15 protein-coding genes are annotated in these 22,895 nt (G+C 41.5%); 14 read left to right on the top strand and 1 reads right to left on the bottom strand.

Translation table 11 applies throughout. The features are described from left to right. Positions 1 to 4 precede the first annotated feature (4 nt). The 9 genes from VYJ22_RS03135 (at position 5) to VYJ22_RS03175 (ending at position 16,619) form a co-directional block, all read left to right on the top strand. The gene (locus VYJ22_RS03135) at positions 5 to 628 is read left to right on the top strand and encodes a MotA/TolQ/ExbB proton channel family protein (RefSeq protein WP_329905001.1); all 624 of its coding nucleotides are present in this window, start codon (positions 5 to 7) and stop codon (positions 626 to 628) included. After that, a complete protein-coding gene (locus tag VYJ22_RS03140) occupies positions 600 to 959 on the top strand; it encodes a DUF2149 domain-containing protein (protein WP_329905002.1) in 360 nt (119 codons plus the stop codon). Before VYJ22_RS03135 ends, VYJ22_RS03140 begins: the two co-directional genes overlap by 29 nt. Further along, the gene (locus VYJ22_RS03145) at positions 956 to 4,069 is read left to right on the top strand and encodes a SusC/RagA family TonB-linked outer membrane protein (protein WP_329905003.1); all 3,114 of its coding nucleotides are present in this window, start codon (positions 956 to 958) and stop codon (positions 4,067 to 4,069) included. Before VYJ22_RS03140 ends, VYJ22_RS03145 begins: the two co-directional genes overlap by 4 nt. Before the next feature lie 118 nt (positions 4,070 to 4,187). Then, positions 4,188 to 5,543, top strand: coding sequence for a RagB/SusD family nutrient uptake outer membrane protein (locus VYJ22_RS03150; protein ID WP_329905004.1), 1,356 nt, complete (start codon positions 4,188 to 4,190; stop codon positions 5,541 to 5,543). 18 nt (positions 5,544 to 5,561) lie between these two features. After that, a complete protein-coding gene (locus tag VYJ22_RS03155) occupies positions 5,562 to 6,818 on the top strand; it encodes a DUF4929 family protein (RefSeq protein ID WP_329905005.1) in 1,257 nt (418 codons plus the stop codon). Positions 6,819 to 7,103: 285 nt separating this feature from the next. Further along, positions 7,104 to 9,938, top strand: a complete 2,835-nt coding sequence (locus VYJ22_RS03160) for a M16 family metallopeptidase (protein WP_329905007.1) — start codon at positions 7,104 to 7,106, stop codon at positions 9,936 to 9,938. After that, positions 9,935 to 10,837: a ChaN family lipoprotein gene (locus VYJ22_RS03165; RefSeq protein WP_329905009.1), complete on the top strand. Its 903-nt coding sequence runs from the start codon at positions 9,935 to 9,937 to the stop codon at positions 10,835 to 10,837. The genes VYJ22_RS03160 and VYJ22_RS03165 overlap by 4 nt, the downstream gene beginning before the upstream one ends. Before the next feature lie 82 nt (positions 10,838 to 10,919). Next, positions 10,920 to 12,692 carry a leucine-rich repeat domain-containing protein gene (locus tag VYJ22_RS03170; RefSeq protein WP_329905010.1) on the top strand — a complete coding sequence of 591 codons (1,773 nt, stop codon included), beginning with the start codon at positions 10,920 to 10,922 and terminating at the stop codon, positions 12,690 to 12,692. 1,530 nt (positions 12,693 to 14,222) lie between these two features. Further along, a complete protein-coding gene (locus VYJ22_RS03175; RefSeq protein ID WP_329905011.1) occupies positions 14,223 to 16,619 on the top strand; it encodes an outer membrane beta-barrel family protein in 2,397 nt (798 codons plus the stop codon). A gap of 102 nt (positions 16,620 to 16,721) precedes the next feature. On the opposite strand, the gene gpmA is transcribed toward VYJ22_RS03175, so the two are convergent. Continuing rightward, positions 16,722 to 17,468 carry a 2,3-diphosphoglycerate-dependent phosphoglycerate mutase gene (gene gpmA / locus VYJ22_RS03180; RefSeq protein ID WP_329905013.1) on the bottom strand — a complete coding sequence of 249 codons (747 nt, stop codon included), beginning with the start codon at positions 17,466 to 17,468 and terminating at the stop codon, positions 16,722 to 16,724. Between the two features lie 359 nt (positions 17,469 to 17,827). On the opposite strand from gpmA, the gene VYJ22_RS03185 reads away from it, so the two are divergent. From VYJ22_RS03185 to era, 5 genes are all read left to right on the top strand, one after another. Beyond that, on the top strand, positions 17,828 to 19,825 hold the full coding sequence (locus tag VYJ22_RS03185; RefSeq protein ID WP_329905014.1) for a DUF4954 family protein: 1,998 nt from the start codon (positions 17,828 to 17,830) through the stop codon (positions 19,823 to 19,825). Between the two features lie 235 nt (positions 19,826 to 20,060). Beyond that, entirely contained in the window at positions 20,061 to 20,579 is a 519-nt protein-coding gene (locus tag VYJ22_RS03190) for a YceD family protein (RefSeq protein WP_329905015.1), read from the top strand. 20 nt (positions 20,580 to 20,599) lie between these two features. Then, positions 20,600 to 20,785 (top strand): 50S ribosomal protein L32, encoded by a 186-nt coding sequence (rpmF, locus tag VYJ22_RS03195; protein ID WP_329905016.1) that lies wholly within the window; start codon positions 20,600 to 20,602, stop codon positions 20,783 to 20,785. Positions 20,786 to 20,896: 111 nt separating this feature from the next. Further along, entirely contained in the window at positions 20,897 to 21,904 is a 1,008-nt protein-coding gene (locus tag VYJ22_RS03200) for a beta-ketoacyl-ACP synthase III (protein ID WP_329905018.1), read from the top strand. Between the two features lie 15 nt (positions 21,905 to 21,919). Next, positions 21,920 to 22,816, top strand: coding sequence for a GTPase Era (era, locus tag VYJ22_RS03205; protein WP_329905019.1), 897 nt, complete (start codon positions 21,920 to 21,922; stop codon positions 22,814 to 22,816). Positions 22,817 to 22,895 lie beyond the last annotated feature (79 nt).

Consider the following 22,895-nt stretch of genomic DNA (forward strand, 5'->3'; position numbering starts at 1 on the left):
TTTGATGGAAACTATTACTCGATTACTATTTTGGGTAGCAAACAGTTTGCTTATTCCCAATATCATTATCCTTCTCATCTTATTCGTAAGATCACTGATCCTCATCGGAAGCTTTTATAATAGTTATATGGTCAAACGTAAGACAGACGGTAATTTGCGCCAAATCAAAGATATTACCCCTGATACAGTATCTGATCTCAGAAATATCTTACCTCGGGACAATCATACTCTTTTTACCAGATATCTTGCCGACTTTCTGAGTAGACCTGTAGACGATGATTATGTCAATTTTCAACTCAACAATTTTGAGAATGAAGCGGAAAAGGATATCAGCCTTTCTAAATTATTGGCAAAGATAGGCCCCGTGCTGGGGCTCATAGGTACTCTTATTTCCATGAGTCCGGCTCTTGTAGGTCTTTCTGCAGGTGATATTGGGGGGATGGCTTACAATATGCAAATTGTTTTTGCCACCACCGTAGTGGGACTCGTGATAAGTCTTATAGGACTTGTGACCCTGCAATATAAACAAAGATGGTATGCCAAGGATCTTAACAACCTGGAATATATCACAGCACAATTAATTCAAAAAGAACAAAACCATGAGCCGAAAAGCGAGACGGAAGAGTAAACTCATGCATGGTGAAGATTCTGATCCGCTGAGTGTCGTAGTCAATCTTTTTGATGTAGCTATGGTCTTTGCCGTGTCGCTCATGGTAGCCATGGTAATGTATATGAATATGACAGAGGTATTCGGCAAAGAGGATTTCTCTATTGTGAAAAATCCGGGTAAGGATAATATGGAGATTATCACAAAGGAGGGAAATAAAATCAATAAATACACGCCGTCACAAGATCAAAAACAATCCGGTAATAAAGGACGTAAGGTCGGGATAGCTTATGAACTCGAAAACGGAGAGATTATCTATGTACCGGAGGATTCTATAGAAGAGAAAAGATGAGAATAAAAGAATTTGCATTATTGATAATCATTGCTCTTTGTTTTACTATTGAACCGGCTTATGCGCAGGTAATTAAGTCTGATGTGCTGATAGAAGGCAAGGTGTGTGATAAGAAAGGGGAGCCACTCATAGGTGCAGCTGTGAGGGCATTGAACAAAAGAAGCGCAGCTGTAACGGATGTGAGCGGAAGATTTAGTATTCGGGTTTCTGCTGAGAAAGGTGATAAAATTGTACTTCGTGTCTCATACATTGGGATGAAAACCACTGATGTTATATACAACGGTCAAAAAACACTTACAGTCAAGCTTGATGAAACATCCAACTTGATGAAGGAAGTCGTGGTCACTGCTCGGCCTAATATCAATGCCCTTGATATACGAGCCAAATCCGGGGTAGTGGCGGAGGTGAATATGAAAGAATTGGTTCAGAAGCCTATGATAGATATCTCGCTAGCTTTGCAAGGCAATGTGCCGGGACTGGTGGTTATAAATCGTGGAGAACTGGGTACCAAACCTGAGATACGTATCAGGGGCAACTCCTCTTTTCGCAAAGGAGATACACCTAATGAGCCTTTGTATGTTTTGGACGGACAAGTTATCAGCCCGGAAGCTTTCCTTACACTCAATCCGCTTGATATCAAAGAGATCAAGGTGCTTAAGGATGCTGTGGCTTGTGCCTTGTACGGAGTGAAAGCTGCAAATGGGGTTTTGGAAATTACATCCAAGAGGGGGATGTCCGGTCCGCTTACCATCTCAATCAGTACGAATGTCGGTATTACTTCAAGAGGGCGTCAGACTACTGCCATGATGGATACACGGGAAAAGTTGGAGATAGAGCGTAAGATGAAAAACCCTAACGCACCCGGTTATTTTCTATCGGCCGACTTTATCAACTTTGCACCGTTCAAAGATGTACAGGAACTTTACAAGAAACAGTTTAAGGTAGGCGATAATTGGTCTAAAAACGAATATATTGCTTTTGGCCTTAAGCAACTTGATTCATTAGGCAAGATTAATAATAACTGGTTTAATGAATTGATGCGTACCAACTATTATCAGAGCCATAACTTGAGCATGAGGGGAGGTACCGACGAGTTGACTTATTATGTCTCCGGTAACTTCTCCAAACAAGGAGGACAATTGCCCGGTAATGATACACATAGGTTTACAGGAAGGATGAGTCTCGATTGGAAGAATAAAATGGGGTATTTATCTCTCAGTACAAATATGGGGTATGCCAAAAAAAATACACCTAACGGGTCTAATTATTCCTTGCTGCAGTTGGTGTATCAACTCAACCCCTATGAGAGTAAAGACTCTCCCTACTTGTACTCTTATCCCGGAAGAAGGTATCAGGATTTAATGAACCAATTCTCTAAGTCTGATGAAGAGAAACGTTTTGGCACCACTTTTAGTTTCAATCTGGAGCCGATCAAAGGCCTTCTACTGGCCGGAGTATTGGGTGTAGACTATCTTTTGGACGAAACGCTATCTATTACCCCGGCTACAGCCTACTCGGAAATCAAGTCGGGCATCCCTCCCATACAGCGAGGTGCTATAAGTGGGGGTAAGAATACATCTTTTAATTATACTTCTAATCTACGTGCTACTTACAGCAAAATATTCAATGAAGTGCATGATCTGACGATTAGTGCCAATACCGACTATTATTACACTCTTACAGATCTGCTATCTGTATCGGGACATGGTATCGGTATTCAAGACTATTTAGGAGCTGTAAATAAGGCAATCAATAAGAGAGGTCTCCGACCTGATTTTTCGGCATACAAAGAGAAGACCGCGCAGTTTGGCTTAGGCTTTGCCGCGGGGTATACTTATAACTCCACCTATGATTTATTTGCTTCTTACAAAACTGATGCATCATCTGTCTTACCCAAAGATAAAAGATGGAATTATGCATGGGCTTTGGGTGTGGGTATAAATATGGAAAAATATGGCTTCTTGAAAGATAATAAAATTCTCACTAAGTTGAATATAAAAGCTTCAATGGGTAAGACAGCCAGCCTTGCTGGAGTTCCTGCTTCTTCTGCTATACCTGTATTCTCTTATAATCAGGATGGTTTCTATGGTGATTATTTTCGTTTGCTTCGTTTGGAAGCGATGTACAATCTGGATCTAAGACCGGAGAAAGTCTCAAATACAGATTTAGGTCTTGGCCTCCAATTATTCTCGAAATACAATCTGGATATCCAGTTTTATCGCAGAGATACCAAAGATGCTCTTCTTTCTGTGGCAATTCCTTCTTCCAACGGGTTTAAACTAATGACTCGTAATGTAGGTGAATTGCGTAATGAGGGTATTGAGGCCAGTTTTTCTTCTCAGCTACTTAACAGTGATATATGGAGCTTGTCTTTCCGTACATCTTTGGCATATAATCGTAATAAAGTCCTTCTTCTTTATGATAAGAAAAGAATCTATACTTCCGAAGATGGCTTGATTCCTGACTATGAAGAGGGGAAACCTTATGATATCTTATATGGTCTGATTTCTTTAGGAGTCAATCCTCTTACCGGATATCCCGTGATCAAAGATTCAGAGGGGAACGAAAAAGGGGTGGCAGATGGTTTGACTCGTAAGGATTTTGTAAACTTAGGACATTCATCTCCTCCATATCAAGGTACATTTGGCTTTAGTGTAGGATATAAGAATTTTGACCTCGATGCTCAGTTTTATTATGTATTCGGAGGTAAGAAACCTTACTCATTCACTTATGTGAGAACAAGAGATGAGATTAATAAAAATGCCATAAAGGGACAATTGGATAGAACATGGTTTGAGCCGGGTGATAATAATAAATTGTACCCATCTCCCTCAATTAATACAGAAACCAGCAATAATCTTACGGCATATCCCAATACCCGCATGATTGCCAAGAGTGATTATTTAAGGCTGTCTATGCTCAGCCTGCGATACAGGCTTCCTAAGTCTATGTTGCTTACTCTGGGTAATTTCATTGATTATGCAGCTGTATCTTTTCAGGGATCCAACTTGTTTACTCTCACTCCTTATGATGGCTCCAGTCCGGAGTCAGGGTCTTATGATATAGGCGTGCAGCCTGTTTTTACCATTAACCTCAATGTAAACTTCTGATATGATCATAAAGTCCGATATTATAAATGGTTTCAAAAAACATTTGAACCTGATTATATTTATATCCTCCATTCCTTTTGTATCCGGGTGTAATTTAGATATTCCCATCCAAAACCAAATGACGGATCCCAAGGCAATATATTCAGTGCAAACAGCCTATGAAGCTCTTGCTTCAGCGTATGCCAAGTTCCCCAAAAACCATTTTGAATTGTCTCTTATGAGTGATGATTTTGTGCCTTTGTATTTGTCTCGGCGCGACTTCACTGCACTCAATGTGTATTATTGGCTTGATAAGAATATCTCATTATTGAGTGATGATCTATGGTTTAGCTACTACGAAACCATCAAAGATATCAATGCCGTAATGGTGCGTCAAGAGGAACTCCGGAAAAATCTCAATAGCGAGGAAGTACTACAACTTGATTATCTTATGGGTGAGGCCAAAACACTCAAAGCATACTGCTATTTAGAGCTTTTGCAGTTCTATGCAACTCGATTCAACGATAAAAAGTCCGATGAGGGTATTATCCTTAAAAATAATGTTTTCATGGAAGTATTGCCACGTGCGACTAAACAGGAATCATCCAGTGAGATTATCTCGCTGTTGCAATCTGCTCGATCGCTTTTTGTATCCGGAGCCAAAGCTCCCATGTTTCATAAGGCCGATCCTATTTTTACAAATTACAATACAACATCTGTATTATTGGCCAAGTTGGCTCTTTATCGGGAGGATTACGCGGAAGCACTGAAATATGTCGAAGAATACCTGAATAAATCACCTTTTACCATCGATGATATTCCTCTTGATGTCAATAAATGGGGCAAAGCATCATCAGGGAGTGGAGTATTTGCAACTGCATTGTCCGGCGAATTCTACCAAAAGATGTACTCTGAAAAGAAAGAATGGGATCAAGACTGCTATATGTTGGACAAGAGTGTGACATTCGAGTCGTCGGACTTACGAGCCAAAGTGTATGCGCATGCTTTTGAAAGTTCAGATATCACATCCTCAGGCTCTAAGGAAAGCATCTTGCTTTTGGGTAAATATAATACTGTAAATCACAACAAAGACGAGGTTAGCTATGCCTATCAGATCAGAAAGTCAGAAACAATCTTTATCAAAGCCGAGTGTTTGGCTCGTTTGGGTAAAAATACAGAAGCCATTAAGGTTATAAATGACTACCTCCAGCTGGTGCATGCTTCATCTATAGACAGTTCTTTGTCCGGCGAAAAATTGGTGAATGCCATCCTTGATCAGAAACATAAAGAGTTTGTAGGCGAGAATGTAAGATTCTTTGATCTGAAAAGATGTAAAATAAAAATAGAGAAGTATGATATCAACGGACATCACCTGGGTAAATACATTGAGCCTGATAATTTCCGCTGGACGTTCCCCATCCCAAGGGATGAGTACAAAGTAAATAATAAGATTAAGCAGAATCCGGGCTGGCCCACCATCGGTACGGAAGACTAACCTTTAATTATAATCTATATGGAAAAGAATATTTTCAAAATTGTGCTGTTGTCCTTCATGACGCTTTTCATAGTTGCATGTTCCAAGGATAACAATAATGAATATGGCGGAACAAATAATCTTTATCTCTCTCTTCCCAATGAAGCGACTACATGTACTGTTGCTGACGGACAAAAAGAGGGCGTGACATTACTACTCAAGATGACTAAGAAACTTGATCACGATGTGACTTTTAAAATTGTTACCGAAGGTGAGGGTAGTGATGCTATTACTTTGATCAAAAAGGAAGTCACCATTCCCAAAGGTGAGTTTCAAATACCGTTTGAAATCAAATCAGCCAATAAGGGTAACGTAACCAAAAACATCATCATAAAAGTGAAGTGTATGATACCTCCTACAGAGAAAGATATGAGCATCAAATCCTTTGTAGAGGTTACCGTTACGCCTTCTGATGTTTTGAAGCTTACTGAAGCCCAGAAACAGTTGATCGAAGGATACAAAACCAAGTATGGAATTGATCTATATAAGATATTGGGACCTATGATCTGTAAGGGCCTGATCAAAGAGCCTGGAGGAGCCAATGTGAAACCCTTTACCGCTCCGCGGGAGATCAAGATCAACAATGAGATGATGTTTGTAACTCTTAGTGATAAGGCTACAGCAGAACAGCCTATCCTTAAATTTGAGAAAAATCCGTTGGGTCTTGATAGTTATTTCTCCTCGGTATTCAACTTGATCACCATCCTGGATACCGAGTTCTGGAACAATCCCGGAGATGATGCTCCTCCTGCATCCAAATACATTTGTAAGTCTATCAATTGGACTCCCCAATCCAAGGAAACATTTACCCTGAGCCTTGACAATATACGCTTGGATGTAAAAACCGGAAAAATAGACTTCCTCGGCAAGAAAGCTGATGCCATTGGTAATGACGATGATCCTACCGACATGAAGTCCGAAACCATTATTATCGTACCATTCCACTTCAACAGTTCTGTGTGGAGTCGCATTTTGGAGAAAATAAGAAGTAATACCGACAAAGACTTGAAGATAAATGTGCTACAAGGCTCTGTCGATCCTTATCAGATCTTGTTTCATAGTACTATTGATAAGGATGACTGGAAAGATGGTATGAACAACCCCAATGATCCTTCCTATTATATTGCTCCTAAAGCATCCATTGATTTTACCAAAGGCACCATGCATTTCGAATTTCCTTGGGACATGGATCATTCTTATGGTTATACCCAGATACATGTAGATTGTACTAAATAACTCTTTTGGGAGTTCGGAGAGGGAAGCCTGATTGCGTCTGGTTCGATTCTCCGCTCTCTTTATTGTGATTAATGACACTCCATTCTATATAGTTGTACTTATAAAATCAAGAGTAGGAGAGAGATTGATTTGTATTTTGATGATTGTATTGTATGTACTTTACCTCAATCGCAATTACTATTATCTCTAAGCCTGTACAAAAAGGCTGATATAGATCAACTTCTCTCCTTTCTCTGCATTAAGGCACGCTCTATTCCGATAGACAATAAGTTTATCTTGAAAACTATGAATTTTACCAATCGCATTTTCACTTCACTCCTGAAGACCCTTTTGTTATTGCCTTTTGTGCAGATGGGGAGTTATGCCCAACATAGCCCCGTAGAGATAGACCATACACTTCCTAATGGGCTTCGATACATTATCCGTAAAAACGCTGCACCTACCCGTAAGGCTGAGTTTAGGCTTATTTATCGTATCGGTTCTTGTATCGAACAAGATAATGAAAGAGGATATGCTCACTTTTTGGAGCATCTGGCTTTCGGTGGTACACAACATTTCCCTGATAATAAATTGGTCGATTACATCGAATCCTTGGGCGTGAGATATGGTGTGGGGCTCAATGCTTTTACGGGCTATGATCGCACCGTATATATGATGTCCTTGCCGTTGGATAATGTAGGGGTTATTGATAGTGCTATTCTTATAATGAGTGATTGGTTGAGTTGCATATCCTTGGACAATCATTCTATAGATCGGGAAAAAGGAGTGGTGAAGGAGGAGATACGTACTTATGAGGAATATGATCCCTTTTACAAACTCAAGCTTGGCAACGGCATACATGCACGTCGTCTGCCCTTGGGTTGTATGGCTGATATTGATCGTATTGAAAGAGTGTCTTTGTTGCGATTTTATCGCAAGTGGTATATCCCTTCGCTTGCTACAATCCTCATTGTAGGAGATGTTGAACCGGCTGATGTCGAAGCGAAGATAAAAAAACAACTATCCGCCATATCGCCTTCCGAGATACCCGCCAACTTCTGTCTTTTCCCTCTTACTTATGCTCCCGGAGTAAAACTGAGTATTTGTAAGGATTCTTTACTTTCTACCGCTACTTTGGATGTCATGGTACCTCACCCCTGCTCAAAAAGCAGGAGTATAAACGAGATCACTCAATGCGCTGTACGTAGAATGGCTGTCGCAGCTCTGCAAACAAGAGCCAATAGTTTGGGAAATATCAAGGTAAAGGATAACTGGTATCTTGGAGAAACAGATCATTTTTCTGTCAATATTAGCGGTAAGGGGGGAAATGATATTCTGAAAAAGCTGAAAGGTGTGATGTCTTATCTTTCTTCACTTGTTCATCTCACCTCTATCGATAGTCTTGAAATGACTGACCTAAAGCAGGAGGTCAAGGATGTGTATTACCCTCTTGATGGGAACATGAGTTCGGGGGAATGGTGCGATTACTACACCGATCATGTTTTGATGCAAGACATGTTGCTCAAGTCAGAGGACTCTGTGACAAAGTTGCATCAGCAGATCGATAAAATTCAGTTTGCGGATCTTAAAACAGAATGGCTCCAAATGGTTCAGTGGTTGAGATCATCCGTTATTGCCGGTTATACAGCGAATACCGAGCGTAAGGAATTTGCCTGCATTACCGAAGATCTGATCTCCAAAGCTATTGATCGGGGACTATCTACCCCAGCGTCTCCTTTTGCCTATAAGCGTAGAGCCTTGGAGAAAGCCGATGATTCTATCGTTAGCGTAAATACACCGCCTGCCCAATTATTAAAGGTAAAAGAGACTAAGTCTCCTTCTATCAAATCCAGAGTGTTTCACGATAAGATTGGAGTTACGGAGGTGATCCTTGTCAATGGTATTAAGCTGATCCTAAAGCCATTCCCCAATGCGGCAGATTCTGTTGTCAAAGTAGCCATAGCAGTTCCCGGAGGATATAGTGCTATACCTGATTCGGCTCGTCGCTTTCTCGAAGGCGTGGCCGGCTATATGGAGCTGGGTCTCATTGAGGGCATCGATCGCAATAAGCTGCAATCTTATATGATGCAGCACAATGTTTCTCTCGCCTTAACTCCCTCATCATTTTGGGATGGCATGATGGCTACAGCTCCCACCTCACAGCTTCTGCCTCTTATGAACCTTCTGAAACATAAAATGACAAAACCTGAGCGATGTCACACGGACTTTGAAGATATTAGAACCGATAAATTGGAGGAAGTGGGTAAACCCAAGATGCTCATGCGCATGTTGGATAGAAATCCGGAGCAACGGATGGAAAAGTTTATCGATAGTATGATGAATTCAGGGCCTTCTATCAAGGAACCCTCTACGGCAGAGGATATTCGTAAGATGAATCTTGACTCCATGGCAGATTATCATTGTGATGTATTCAGTCGCACAGAGGGTATGACTTTTGTGGTTACTGGGACATTCAATACTGATGAGGTTATTGATATTGCCAACCGTGTATTCGGGACATTGCCCTACAAGCCTGCTTTGGAAATTGCAAAGACTAGCATGCTCGATACTCCCTGCAAGGAGTATATCATCGACAATTGCGACACTAAAGACCAATCCACTATTTATAACATTTATTACGGCAGTTACAAGCCCGGGTTGCGATCGGCTCTTCGTCTCAAAATCATGCGTGAATTGATCAGAAATAGAATGATCAAGCATCTTCGTGCTCGTACGGGTATCGTCTACTCACCCTACATATTCCTTCATTACAGAGCATTTCCTATACCTCATGTTCATTTCACTTTGGAAACTTCTGTAAAGTGCTCCAATGTGGCACGAGCCAATACCCTTATTATTGATTTGATGAATGATTTGTGTACTCAGGATGCCGGGAGTAAGGAGCTTGCCGATATCAAGCGATCTTTCTTGGTCAACAAGCGCGAGGCGCTCACTGCATCTGACGTCGCATCTTGGCAAAATACCCTTTTGTTGCTTATCAAAGAGAAAGAGTCTCTCAAGGACTTTAATCAATATGATGAGATACTCGAGTCTATCACAGCACAAGAAATTCGTCAGGCCTTTGCTTCATTTATAAATGAATCCAACCACGTCACATATTATATAGGTCGTAAACAATGAAAAAAATAAAATACAGTATCTGTGCATGGATAGGGGTGGCAATACTCCTGATAAGCCACACTGGCAGCAAGTTGCATGCGCAGGAGATGCCAGCTTACCGCATCTTTGATAAAAACGGAAACAAGGCTGATTTTGTAACAATGATAAAACAGCTCGCTCAAGCTGACGTAGTGTTCTTCGGTGAGTTGCACAACTGCCCTGTAAGCCACTGGCTGGAGCTTAAGAGTTTGGAGATGTTGCACAGACACAACGGTTCCGCACAGAGCGTGGGATTGGAGATGCTGGAGGCAGACGTACAGTTGATTCTGGACGAATATATGCAAAAAATTATCAGTCCCAAGAGTTATGCTCAAGAGGCACGCCTTTGGGGCAATTACGAGAGCGATTACGACCCTGTAGTTTACTATGCTAAATCCCATGGACTCCAAGTTACAGCCACTAATGTGCCTCGCAGGTATGCTGATCTTGTCAACCGTAAAGGATTTGCAGCCTTGGACTCTCTCAGTGTCAAAGCGAAAAGTTATCTGCCACCTTTGCCTATACCCTATAAGAGAGATGAAGCTACTGAGAGGATGTTTGATGGCATGCGCTCCATGGTGCATGGTAAAAGCGATGAAAAGAGATACTTTGCTGAGGCTCAGGCTATCAAAGATGCCACTATGGCGTGGCATATAAGCCTGATGGCGAAGCAGGGTTATAAGGTACTTCACCTCAACGGCTCGTTCCATTCTGATAGATATGAAGGTATTGTTACATATCTCAAACGGTATGCACCATCGGTACGTATAATGACCATATCTACCGTGAGGCAGGACGCAATTGACAGCCTTGAAGATGATTACAGGGGTATAGCTGATTATATTATCGGTGTACCTGCCGATATGACCCATACTAACTAAAAGCCATCGTAGGGCATTATGGCTTATAGAGATCTAAGGGGGACTAATCTATGTCCTCAATTGTTTAATCAAAAGTAAAAATATGAAGAAAAGTTACATTAAATTTATTCTTCCGGCTATTATGCTCGCGGGAATGATTCAAGCTTGTGAGAAGAGCGTCGACGAACCAACACCGACCCCAACTCCCACACCGCAACCACAGCCCAATCCTGAAGTAGTGGCTACCAATGCACCCAAAGATATCAAAGAGTGCGATGAAGCAGAGATTTCATTGCTTAGGACATTGGCCAAAGCTAACGGTTTTGAAGCAGATATGGAGTCAAACAACCCTGCTTCATGGAAAAGTGATCACATGAGCATCGTGTGGTCAAAGGATGATAAGGGTGCTTATCATATTGTAGGGCTTGGCGGCAACAAGGATGGTGTGGCTGTAATCAAGGATTTGAAACTGGCCGATAAGGATAAGACTTTCAAAAGTCTTGAGCGTATTGAGCTGAAAAGTGATGTCCTAGCCAGTGTTGATTTACAGTTCTTGCCCAAATTGCGTACTGTGATACTTTCCGGCAAACACGCTAAAGAAACTGTGGCTCCTCTCAAGCATGTCACACTCCAAGAACTTCCTATGTTAGACTCTTTGTCGTTGACAGATTTCCCTTCCCTGAAGACGTCCAATGATAGAGACCGAGAATTCAAGATCAACTATTATTATCAGTATCCTAAGCTCTCATTTGTCAGAATTACCGGTACGGCTATTACTGATATGTATATTGAACCCATGGAAAAACTGACAGGTCTCGATATATCTTCAAATCCTCATTTGACGCTACTTTATGTGGCAGATGCCAAGATGGAGAAGTTAGAGTACTCTGAGAAAGAATATCCTGATCTCATAGACCTTACGCTTAAAAACATGGACCCGACATCAGCAAAAAGCTTTTCAGTGGAAAACATGAAAAAGCTGAAGACCCTACTAGTGCAGAATAGTCCGTCCATCAATAAAGCTAAGGTGAAGAACTGTCCTGCACTTACGCAGTTGACTTTTATGAATTGCTCACTTACATCCACTGATTTTTCAGGTTTGGACGAAGTGAAGATTATTGACTTAGGGAGAAACAATCTGTCACAAGTTGATTTCAGTGCATTCAAAAAAAGCAAAAAGGTACGTTTGGGGCACAATGACTTGAAGAATACTTTTAATATGAAACTATTTGAAGGTATCACCGAGCTTAATCTGGAAGGTAATGAGCTGATGACAGTTGCTTCTTTGGCTAAATATGTGAATGTCGAACTACTAAACATCAATGGTTATAAGAAATCTTATTCGCAAAAAATGCCTCAATATGGAAATACTCCTAATCCGCTAAGAAGTATTCATATCAATAATATGGGCAAGCTAGAGCGTGTTCTTTGTAATAATAATACTTTGTCTTCAGTGTTCTTCTTTCAAGGTCAAAAATATCCAAAACTCGAATCTATTGAATGCAAAAACAATGTATTGGACTTGATGGGTCTTGTCGCTATCAAAGCAACTTGTGGTCATTTGAATTACAATGATAATGAAGGAGGAGGAGGCAACTGTCTGTACAAAGACCAAAGACCGTACACTGTTACAAATTCGACTATGTTTCATAACTACTCCTGGGAGCAAGAGTATGTTAAGGATTTAGCTGTGTCATTGAAAGATCCATCGATGAAAGATTTAGACAGCAAGTATTTTAAATATGACAAAAAAAATGCAAACCTTGAAATCCTTATTCCGGGTGAGTACATTATCAAGATAGAGCCCATGAAAGAGTTTCCACAACTCCCTAAGGGACTCGTTTCTGTAAAAAACAAATTTTCACCTCGATCCTGATTTGATCATTTTATGATACAATAATGATGTGATATTGAGAGCTGCTCCGAAAGGAGCAGCTCTTTTGTTATTTTGACAAAATGATAGAATTGATGCTTCTGTTTATCTATCCCTGTGTGTTCTTAATGTGGTGATAAATTGGTAACTAAATAAATTATATATCAATGGATTTCTTATTAAGATTGCAGTTTCATAGTTAAGAAAGTAGGCTTATTTGTACAAGGTATAAATAAGAATCTCCTTTTGGGGAGCTTTTTCTAGCCTTGAACAACCCCTAAATAAATTGAGTGGTAGTATTTGGCGGATTAACCCCTCAATCATAGGATATGACTCATACTTATTTTAGTTTTTTATATATGTGTAGGAATTGAAGAAATAATAGGAGGTGGAGCAGATTTTATTAGGATAGGTTGGCCGACCGTATATGATAAATCTCATGTCCGTGTACGATGAGTTCTTCGTCCGTGTACCATCGGTCGATTGTCCGTATATGATGTTTTGGGGAGGTTTTACATGAGCTGATGATTGTGGGTTTACGACAAGTCAACCTTTGGGTTAATCCGGGGTGCACATCTGTCTATAAATAATAGAGGAGGGTGGAGAATGAGTTTGAAGAATTTACAGGGCCATATACTGGACGCAAACTGTGGGGGAAATAGTTTATTGGTGTCTAATGGATCTGGCAGTGTGTAGATATACCATAATACTGTCCTATATATTGTTATAAGTAGATGGTCGGATGCTCTTTCCCTATGGTGCATCTATATAAAAGCTCTATGGAGACGGAGGGCTTATTCTCTATTATGAACGAATAACCTGCATTCATATAATCTTGGTACGAAGAGTATTCTATTTGCACGCGGGTTGGCATAGTAATGGGGGCCATCATAAAAAGGGTTTGAGTATTATTAGAGACCGTTGCATAGCAGGCCAATTGCTTCGTTGCTTGCGAGATTCGCGCTTGGTCATTTACCTGAAGTAAACTCCCTGTGCACTCACTCTTAGCGCCTTGCACTTTACCTTCTCTGCCCGGTCAAAGTGTCTTTTGTCGGCTTCGCCTCCAAAATCCACGAGACTGTTGACTTTTGCAACAGTCTCTATTAGTAATAGCTGTATAAATTTTCATACGGATCTAAATAAATGAGGTGAAGAAAGTCAGTACTGTTTATTTCACAGTAAAGATACAACACAAAGCCCCCCTTTGTCAAGTCCCCGGCCTAAAGCTATGCGATGTAAAAACGGATTGATGGCGAGCATGCCTCAGATGCTGACATTATGATATTGCAATATTCGTTTTGATATGATAAGTCGGAACGGGGTGTAAAATCACCGATAGGATAGCACAGTCTGATAAGATTCCAATGAAAAACATTCCTTATTTTACATGATTCATGGTGATACTATCGTGTAATATATTGTCTATTAGCCTCAATACCATCATTATTTGCAGCAAAATACCCAATTTTTGTGATTGCCCATGCCCGAGCTATTTATTTACTTTATTCCCCTAACAACATATTTGAACTACAAGTGAAGATTAACATTACTCTCCTTCTCCTTTTGGTGTATTTATCTCCTGTTTTATCCCAGGAACAAGCAAAATCTATTGTCCTCAAAGGTCGTGTCATAGATCATAATTCAGCGCCTATATCGTTTGTAAATGTAGCCCTGATGCAAGGTGATAAATTGATTATCGGTGGCGTCACGGATGATAATGGTTATTATAAAGTATTGGTTCCCGCACACGGCACATTTATTTTGAATGCTTCTTTTATAGGTTATAAGACAGCCAAGGAATCCATAGAAGTATCTGCAAAGAACAAAAAGATCTTATTCCGTGATATTATTTTGCAGGAAGAGTCCACTCGTCTTAATGAAGTGGTAGTCCAAGGCAAACTGCCCTTGATCCAACAAAAAGATAATAAAATGGTGATAAATACGGCAGGAAGTATTGCCGAGGGGGTATCAGCGCTGGATATGCTGAAGCGTTTGCCGGGAGTAGGCGGAAGTACTGACGGCGAAATTACCTTGCGAGGATCACATGGGGTCAATTTGCTTATCAACGGGTCTCCCACATATCTCACTCCACAGCAATTGACCTCTTTGCTCGAAGGTATGCAAGCGAGCAATATCCAGAAAGTAGAAATCTTTACCTCTTCGCCGTCTTATCTTGATGCTTCGGGAAATGCGGGAACTATCAACATTATAACCAAGAGTAATAAGACTCCGGGCTATGCTATTGATCTGGGATTGTCTGCCGGGAAAAGTAGGAAGAATAATTTCTTTATGGAAAACATAAGTGCGAGTTATGTCACGGATAAAATAAATGCTTTCGGGATGTTGGATATAAGCGATAAGCACCGCTTTAGTGATCAGGAAGCAACGACTCTTATCCATGACAATGGTGTGCCCTTGGTATACTCGCGTGTCAATACCCGACCTATAAAAATAAACTTCTATACTTATCGCCTTGGCTTTATTTATAAAATGAATACGCGTAACAATATCGAAGTTTTCTACAATGGGTATTATGACAATTGGCGCCTCAAAGCCCAATCACCGTCGCAGGCCATGGACTTACAGGGAAGACCGGTATATAATCTCAATACCCTCCTTGATATCAAGGAACCTTACAGATACGGATCTCTGCACACCAAGTATACTTATATTATAGACTCACTGGGCAAAAATGTCTCTTTTGATGGGGACTACATTGCATTTAATAATAAATCTACAGGGAAAATGCTTGTCACGAAAAAGCTTGCCGGAGAGCCTGATTATCGTACTAAGTCTGAATTTATGTACTCCCAGCCTGTAGATATAAATATCTGGTCGGGCAAAGCGGATGTTGACTTGCCTTTTGACCTGTGGTCATTGAAAGCCGGTGTGAAGTATTCCGATATGCGGGTGCACAATCCTGTAGAGCATATGGATAATAAAAACGGGGTTTATGTGATTGATCCCGAACAATCTGATGACTACCACTACGGAGAGAAGATAGGTGCAGCATATGTGTCGGCTGCAAGACAGTGGAAAGGCTTTGCCATAGACGGTGGACTACGCTTCGAATACATGAGAGCTTCACAGACTACCCACGGTAAATCCCGTGTCTGGAATAGTGCCAATCTCTTCCCGCATTTAGCTGTAACGCTTACTCCTCATCCCAAACATAGAGTAGAGCTTACATTGGCTCGACGGGTAAATCGGCCAACGTATGTCAACTTGAGTTCTACTCGCTGGTATTACGATGCCGGATTCTATACTTCCGGCGCACCGGAGTTGAAACCTGAGCACAGCTTTACGACAACCCTCTCCTATACTTTTGCTCAAAAATACACTGCAAATATGAGTTATATGCACACAACCGATCTTATCTCCGAGGTTCTTACTCAAGATGCGCAAGGTGTGGTGGTATCGAAATTGGGCAATTTTAGCCATGGTGACTTATTGTATACCGACCTTGTAATTCCTTTCAATGTGGCTCGTTGGTGGAGTGTGCAGGCCTCCGCGGGCATTTCACTGCTACGCATACCGGTGCCGATGAAAGAAAATCAACGTATGATGAGTAGGGCACATGGTATATTTAATCTCAACCAACAACTCAATTTGCCCGCTGATATTATGCTGGAAACTCAGATGCGGTATACGGGAAGGCGACTTAATGGTTACCAGTTGCTGGAGCCGGAGTTTACCGTAGATGCGGGTATAAAACGATCTTTCTGCAATAATAAGCTTTCTGTGTCATTGACATTCAGTGATATCTTTGCTACGCTCAAAAAAGAATATAGCTCTGTAAGTAACTTTGTAGACTATAAGCAGACCTTGAAGTTCGATACGCAACGGGCTTTTATTTCCATAAAATACCACATAGGCGGTAAGCTCAATGTGTGGAAAGAACATAAAATGGAGGAAAAAGATAGACTTTGAAAAAGAAAAGTCTCCGCCATAAGATACGGCAGAGACTTTGTGTCATTTGTAGCATGTTTGCCACGCGGTATCTTGAGGGTACCTATGGCTTGGAAGAAGCTATTATTTCTTTTTACCTTGATTTGCTACAGCTTCCATGAGCTTTTTGATCTCTTCGGGATCACCGAGGAAATAATCTTTGACAAGGTTGAAGTTATCATCAAACTCAAATACGTAAGGTACTGCGGTAGGGAGGTTGAGGTTGATAATATCTTCGTCTGAAATATTTTTCAATACCTTGATGATACCACGCAAACTATTGCCATGTGCTGCTACCAATACTTCGTCATGCTCTTTGAGGGAGGGAAGTATGGTCTCTTCCCAGTAAGGAAGTATACGCTCCACAGTGTCTTTGAGAGCTTCGGTAAGTGGCAGGTCTTTCTCATCTACACCTTTGTAGCGGGGATCCATGAAAGGAGAGCGAGGATCGTTTTTTTCCAATGGGGTAGGAGGTACATCATAGCTACGGCGCCAAATGAGTACTTGCTCGTCGCCATACTTCTCTGCTGTTTCTGCTTTGTTGAGACCTTGTAGCATACCGTAATGCTTCTCATTGAGTCTCCATGTCTTTTCTACAGGGATCCAGTCAAGATCCATTACATCCAACACTTGATTCAGAGTCTTTACGGCACGTTTGAGGTATGATGTAAAAGCTTGGGTGAAGAAGAATCCTTCTTTCTTCATAAGCTCACCGGCTTTCTTGGCTTCTTCAACTCCAAGAGGTGAAAGATCTACATCCGTCCATCCTGTAAAACGGTTTTCCATATTCCACAGGCTCTGTCCGTGGCGTATCAAAACGATTCTTTTCATAATATTTTCTCCTTTTATGTTGTTTATTTAAATGAATGCCCCACAAAGATACAAAAAACACTGTCATAAAAATGAAGAGTATTCTTATGGATAGGGTAAGTGGGGATACGGAGGTATGACCTCGAGCATGTGCTGAGCTGAGTGATGTGGCGATAAGTCTGGATACACTGCGACATGTCCCGGAGTCTGCCCGGTGCCGAGGGGACATACTCATGATATGCTTCAATGATAGAGGCGTATTATTTTTAACGTTTTAGAAGTGTATTGTAATCTACTTTTTTTTAATTTAACGAGCCGTAAAGCCTTGAGCTACAAAATGAACGGCTGTTTGTCAAAACTTTTAATATTTATTGACGCTTGTGAGAAATTATGAAGAAAAATACCGCGAGTTAACAGCGAAAGAGCGGGAAATGCTGGAAATAAACAAATGTTCTTGCGAAAACTGGGACTTGTTGCAAGTTGCTGAGGATTTTGATCCTAATAGATGTGGTAGCGTACATTTCTCGGGAGAGATTAAATTGTGCCGTTTTGATCGGGAGATAGAATTGCCCGGTGGAGTGAGGAAGAAGACGGGGATTTACAATGCTCATCTGCATCATTGCAGTATCGGTGAGAATGTACTTATTGAGAATGTGACTCAATATATTGCCAATTATAATATAGGAGCCTACAGCATCATCTGTAATCTGGATCGTATGGTGGTATCTGCCGAGAATACTTTTGGCAATGGTGTGAGGGTGTCCGTGCTCAACGAAACAGGAGGTAGAGAGGTTACTCTCACGGAAAAACTCACGGCTCATACGGCATATCTATCTGCTTTTTATCGCCATGATGTAGAGCTTGTCGAACGCTTGGAGCATCTTTCGCAACGTTTCATCAGCCTGAAAAAAAGCAGTATGGGTGAGATAGGTTGTCATGTGGAGATCAGAAGCTGCCACACCATAGAGAATGTGAATATTGGTGACTATGCACGCATTATAGGAGCATCACGTCTCTATAACGGGTCTATCCTAAGTAATGAGTCGGCTCCCGTGTTTGTAGGTTATAATGTGATATGCTCTGACTTCATCCTGCACTCTGGTAGCAGTGTCAAGGATGGTACTACAATGAGTCATTGCTTTTTGGGGCAAGGTTCGCATCTGAGCCATTTGTTTTCGGCTCATGATTCCCTATTTTTCTCAAACTGTCAGGGTGAGAACGGTGAGGCTTGTGCTGTGTTTGCGGGACCGTACACTGTGAGCATGCACAAGTCAAGTTTGCTTATAGCAGGCTATTATTCCTTTCTCAATGCGGGTAGCGGATCCAACCAGAGTAATCACTTATATAAATTAGGGCCCATACATCAGGGCATTGTGGAGCGAGGCTCTAAAACTACCAGTGACTCGTACATCCTGTGGCCTTCTCATATCGGTCCTTTCTCGCTTGTGATGGGGCGCCATGTACATCATATCGATAGCTCAGCATTCCCATTCTCTTATCTGATAGAAGATCATAACGAAACATTCTTATTCCCCGGAGTCAACCTCCGTAGTGTGGGTACTATTCGTGATGCTAAGAAATGGCCGGCCCGAGACAAGCGGCTCGATACCTGCAAGAGTGATTGTATCAATTTCAATCTGCTCAGCCCCTATACGGTGGGAAAGATGTTGGAGGGGTATCGTATTCTCAATACATTGAAGAAACTGCTATGCAATACCGATAATCAGAAGGTGGTGTATAAGAATATGCATATACGCAACCAATCGCTTGAGAAAGGTATGAAGTATTATCACATGGCTATTGTGAAGTTCCTGGGTAACTCTTTGATTCAAAAACTGAAGGACTGTCCATGCAATACTGATGAGGAGATTATCAATCATCTCAAGCCGGCAAGCGAGAGAGGTCTGGGAGATTGGTTGGATCTGTGCGGACTTATTGCTCCCAAAAAGGAGATAGCTTTTATCATAGAACAAGTAAAAAGTGGCGCAATTGAAGACATTGATCAACTCAACAAATGCTTCAGAGAGTTGCATACACATTATTATGAACTCGAATGGCCGTGGGCGTATGAGAGGCTCAAAGAATGGTTTGGTCTAACTGACAACATGTTTACCAAAGATAAGGTGTGCAGCATCATCAAACAATGGGAAGAGTGTGTAGTAGAGCTCGATAGAATGCTCTATGATGATGCGCGTAAGGAGTTTACTATGAGCGCACGTGTGGGCTTTGGTATTGATCTCAATGGTGGAGACAAAGAGATTGATTTTGAAAACGTGCGTGGAGCCTTTGAGACTAATCCCTTTGTGCTGGAAGTGCTGGATCATATCGAGCGCAAGAGGGCTTTGGGAGAGAGCATGCGTACCAAGCTGGGTTGTTGAAATAGGATACATTGATAGCGGTGGGGGTAAATATTTTTAACTCGTTAAATATTTTTATTCCTGCCGCTGCTTTTATAGTTTATTCAATAAAATAGCGTACAATAGCTCTGCGAATGACCGATTGTGGAGATGAAAAAAGATCTTTTGATACACATAAATAGCAATAATTTCACAAGGCCGTTTGTGTGTGTGCTTTGATTTCCTTACTTTTGCAGAGATTTTACGATAATTAGACGTGAAGCATTCGGATAAATATACGCTTAAACTGAAATCTCTGTCGGACGGAGTACACGAATTTACATTCGATTTGGACGACAAATATTTTAGAGATCTTGATTCTCAGGAAGTATCAGGCGGTAATGTGTGTGTCCAAGCTACCGTTCGTAAGTCTCACGAAATATTCGATATGGATTTTGCCATTGATGGAGACGTTATCACCTCGTGTGATCGCTGTCTGGCAGATATGGAAGTGCCCATAGAGGCCGATGAGCATCTTGTAGTAAAGATGGGGCCTGAGTACCAAGAGGTCAACGAAGAAGTAATCATCGTGCCAGAAAAAGAAGGAGTCATAGACCTTTCATGGATATTTTACGAGTATGTAGTGCTGGCTATGCCCATCCAACGGATTCATGAGGATGGAATGTGCGATCAGGAGATGATCAAGCATTATCGTGAACATATGGCCGGTGATAAGATGCCGGAAGAGAAAACAGATCCGCGCTGGAGTGCGCTTAAATCATTGAAAAAAGATTAATAATAATATAATAAAAGACAATGGCACATCCTAAAAGAAGACAGTCCAAGACTCGTACCGCCAAGCGTCGTACACACGACAAGGCAGCCATGCCTACTTTGGCAAAATGCCCTAACTGTGGTGCATGGCACATTTATCACACTGTATGTCAGGAATGCGGTTATTACCGTGGTAAATTGGCAATCGAAAAAGAGGTGGCAATCTAATTGCATCCGTTGAGATACAAGTTATTAAGAAGTCCTATAGCTAATCTATAGGACTTTTTTTGTATTTTAGCGGTATCTTTACACTTTCTAAAACAAAATTATTTAGAGAAGATGAGTAATATAAATGCAGTTATAACTGCCGTGGGCGGATATTTACCCCCCGACAAACTAACCAACGCAGACCTTGAGAAGATGGTTGATACTAATGATGAGTGGATTACCACTCGCGTGGGTATTAAAGAACGTCGTATATTGAAAGATCCTACAAAAGGTTCCTCATACATGGCTATCGAAGCTGCCAAGGATCTGTTCAATAGAAATTCAGTGAATGCTGAAGATATAGAAGGTATAATTATAGCGACCAATACAGCGGACTATCATTTTCCCACCACGGCTTCTATTGTGGCCTATGAGCTGGGGTGTAAGAACGCTTTTACATTCGATATGCAGTCTGCATGTCCGAGTTTTATATACGCATTGGAGACAGGCGCCAACTATATCCGATCGGGCAGATACAAGAAAATACTTGTCATCGCTACCGACAAGATGTCGGCCATAACGGATTACACCGATCGCTCAACCTGCCCGCTCTTTGGAGATGCCGCAGGCTGTGTGCTATTGGAGCCTACTGATGATGAAGTAGGAGTTCTCGATAGCATACTCCGCACCAATGGTATTGGCAAAGATAACCTGATCATGAGGGCCGGGGGCTCCGCTTGTCCACCCTCCCATGAGACTATCGACAGGCGTGAACACTTTGTCTATCAGGAAGGCAGTGCCGTATTCAAGCATGCCGTGCGTGACATGTCATCTGCTTGTCGTGAGGTCATGAAGAGAAACCACCTTACACATGATGATGTAGCCTGGGTAGTGCCTCACCAAGCCAATCTCCGTATCATCGATGCTGTGGCAAGAATGCTCGAAGTGCCCGAAGAGAAGGTGATGATCAACATCCAGTATATAGGTAACACTAGCTGTGCTACTATTCCTATATGTCTATGGCAGTGGGAAGACAAGCTCCACAAAGGAGACAATCTTATCCTCACTTCTTTTGGCGCAGGCTTTACATGGGGTGCTGTGTACGTTAAATGGGCCTACGAAGGAAAGAGAAATAATTAATAAGAGTGCGCACTAATGGAAGAAACTAAGCACAGATCAGGATTTGTAAACATTGTAGGAAACCCCAATGTGGGCAAATCTACACTGATGAATGTGTTGGTGGGAGAACGCATCTCTATTATTACATCCAAAGCACAAACCACTCGTCACAGAATATTAGGTATTGTCAATACTCCGGATATGCAGATCGTATATAGCGATACGCCCGGAGTATTACAGCCCAATTATAAGCTGCAGCAAAGCATGTTGGGCTTCTCCGAGTCCGCTCTCGGTGATGCTGATGTGTTGGTGTATGTTACTGATATTGTGGAAAAATTCGACAAGAACGAGAAGTTTCTTGAGCGTGTCAAAAAAGCTACTTGCCCTGTAATTCTTGTGATCAATAAGATCGATCTGAGCAATCAGCAAGACCTCGAGGCTATTGTAGAGCATTGGCACAACGAGTTGCCACAGGCCGAGATTATTCCCCTGTCAGCAACTAACCGCTTCACTGTGGAGCCGCTCAAGAAGCGCATCGAAAGTCTTATCCCTCCATCACCTCCCTATTTTGACAAGGATGCGCTCACTGATAGGCCTGCACGCTTCTTTGTCACAGAGATCATCCGAGAAAAGATCCTGCTGTATTATCAGAAAGAGATCCCTTATTCGGTAGAAGTTATTGTCGAAGAGTTCAAAGAAGATGACCACAAGATACATATACGTGCCCTTGTCATTGTGGAGCGTGAGTCTCAAAAAGGAATTATTATAGGGCACAAAGGTGCTGCGCTCAAAAAGGTCGGTTCCATGGCTCGGCAGGACTTAGAGAGATTTTTTGAGAAAAAGATCTTTCTGGAGATGTATGTCAAGGTGGAAAAAGACTGGCGCAACAGAGACAACCTTCTCAAATCATACGGATACCAACTGGGCGATTAGGCAGTTGTCCCACTTATCCGTATAAGTACTTTCCCTCTGCCCCAGGCTGTAGGGAAGCATTGATTATTATAAAAGTAGA

The sequence above is a fragment of the Porphyromonas pogonae genome (genome assembly GCF_036320655.1).
Lineage (GTDB): Bacteria > Bacteroidota > Bacteroidia > Bacteroidales > Porphyromonadaceae > Porphyromonas > Porphyromonas pogonae.

What these genes read in the sequence shown, in the direction of transcription:
- VYJ22_RS03135 (WP_329905001.1), top strand. Translation starts at nt 5, where the DNA reads ATGGAAACTATTACTCGATTACTATTTTGGGTAGCAAACAGTTTGCTT.
- VYJ22_RS03140 (WP_329905002.1), top strand. Translation starts at nt 600, where the DNA reads ATGAGCCGAAAAGCGAGACGGAAGAGTAAACTCATGCATGGTGAAGAT.
- VYJ22_RS03145 (WP_329905003.1), top strand. Translation starts at nt 956, where the DNA reads ATGAGAATAAAAGAATTTGCATTATTGATAATCATTGCTCTTTGTTTT.
- VYJ22_RS03150 (WP_329905004.1), top strand. Translation starts at nt 4,188, where the DNA reads ATGACGGATCCCAAGGCAATATATTCAGTGCAAACAGCCTATGAAGCT.
- VYJ22_RS03155 (WP_329905005.1), top strand. Translation starts at nt 5,562, where the DNA reads ATGGAAAAGAATATTTTCAAAATTGTGCTGTTGTCCTTCATGACGCTT.
- VYJ22_RS03160 (WP_329905007.1), top strand. Translation starts at nt 7,104, where the DNA reads ATGAATTTTACCAATCGCATTTTCACTTCACTCCTGAAGACCCTTTTG.
- VYJ22_RS03165 (WP_329905009.1), top strand. Translation starts at nt 9,935, where the DNA reads ATGAAAAAAATAAAATACAGTATCTGTGCATGGATAGGGGTGGCAATA.
- VYJ22_RS03170 (WP_329905010.1), top strand. Translation starts at nt 10,920, where the DNA reads ATGAAGAAAAGTTACATTAAATTTATTCTTCCGGCTATTATGCTCGCG.
- gpmA (WP_329905013.1), bottom strand. Translation starts at nt 17,468, where the DNA reads ATGAAAAGAATCGTTTTGATACGCCACGGACAGAGCCTGTGGAATATG.
- rpmF (WP_329905016.1), top strand. Translation starts at nt 20,600, where the DNA reads ATGGCACATCCTAAAAGAAGACAGTCCAAGACTCGTACCGCCAAGCGT.
- VYJ22_RS03200 (WP_329905018.1), top strand. Translation starts at nt 20,897, where the DNA reads ATGAGTAATATAAATGCAGTTATAACTGCCGTGGGCGGATATTTACCC.
- era (WP_329905019.1), top strand. Translation starts at nt 21,920, where the DNA reads ATGGAAGAAACTAAGCACAGATCAGGATTTGTAAACATTGTAGGAAAC.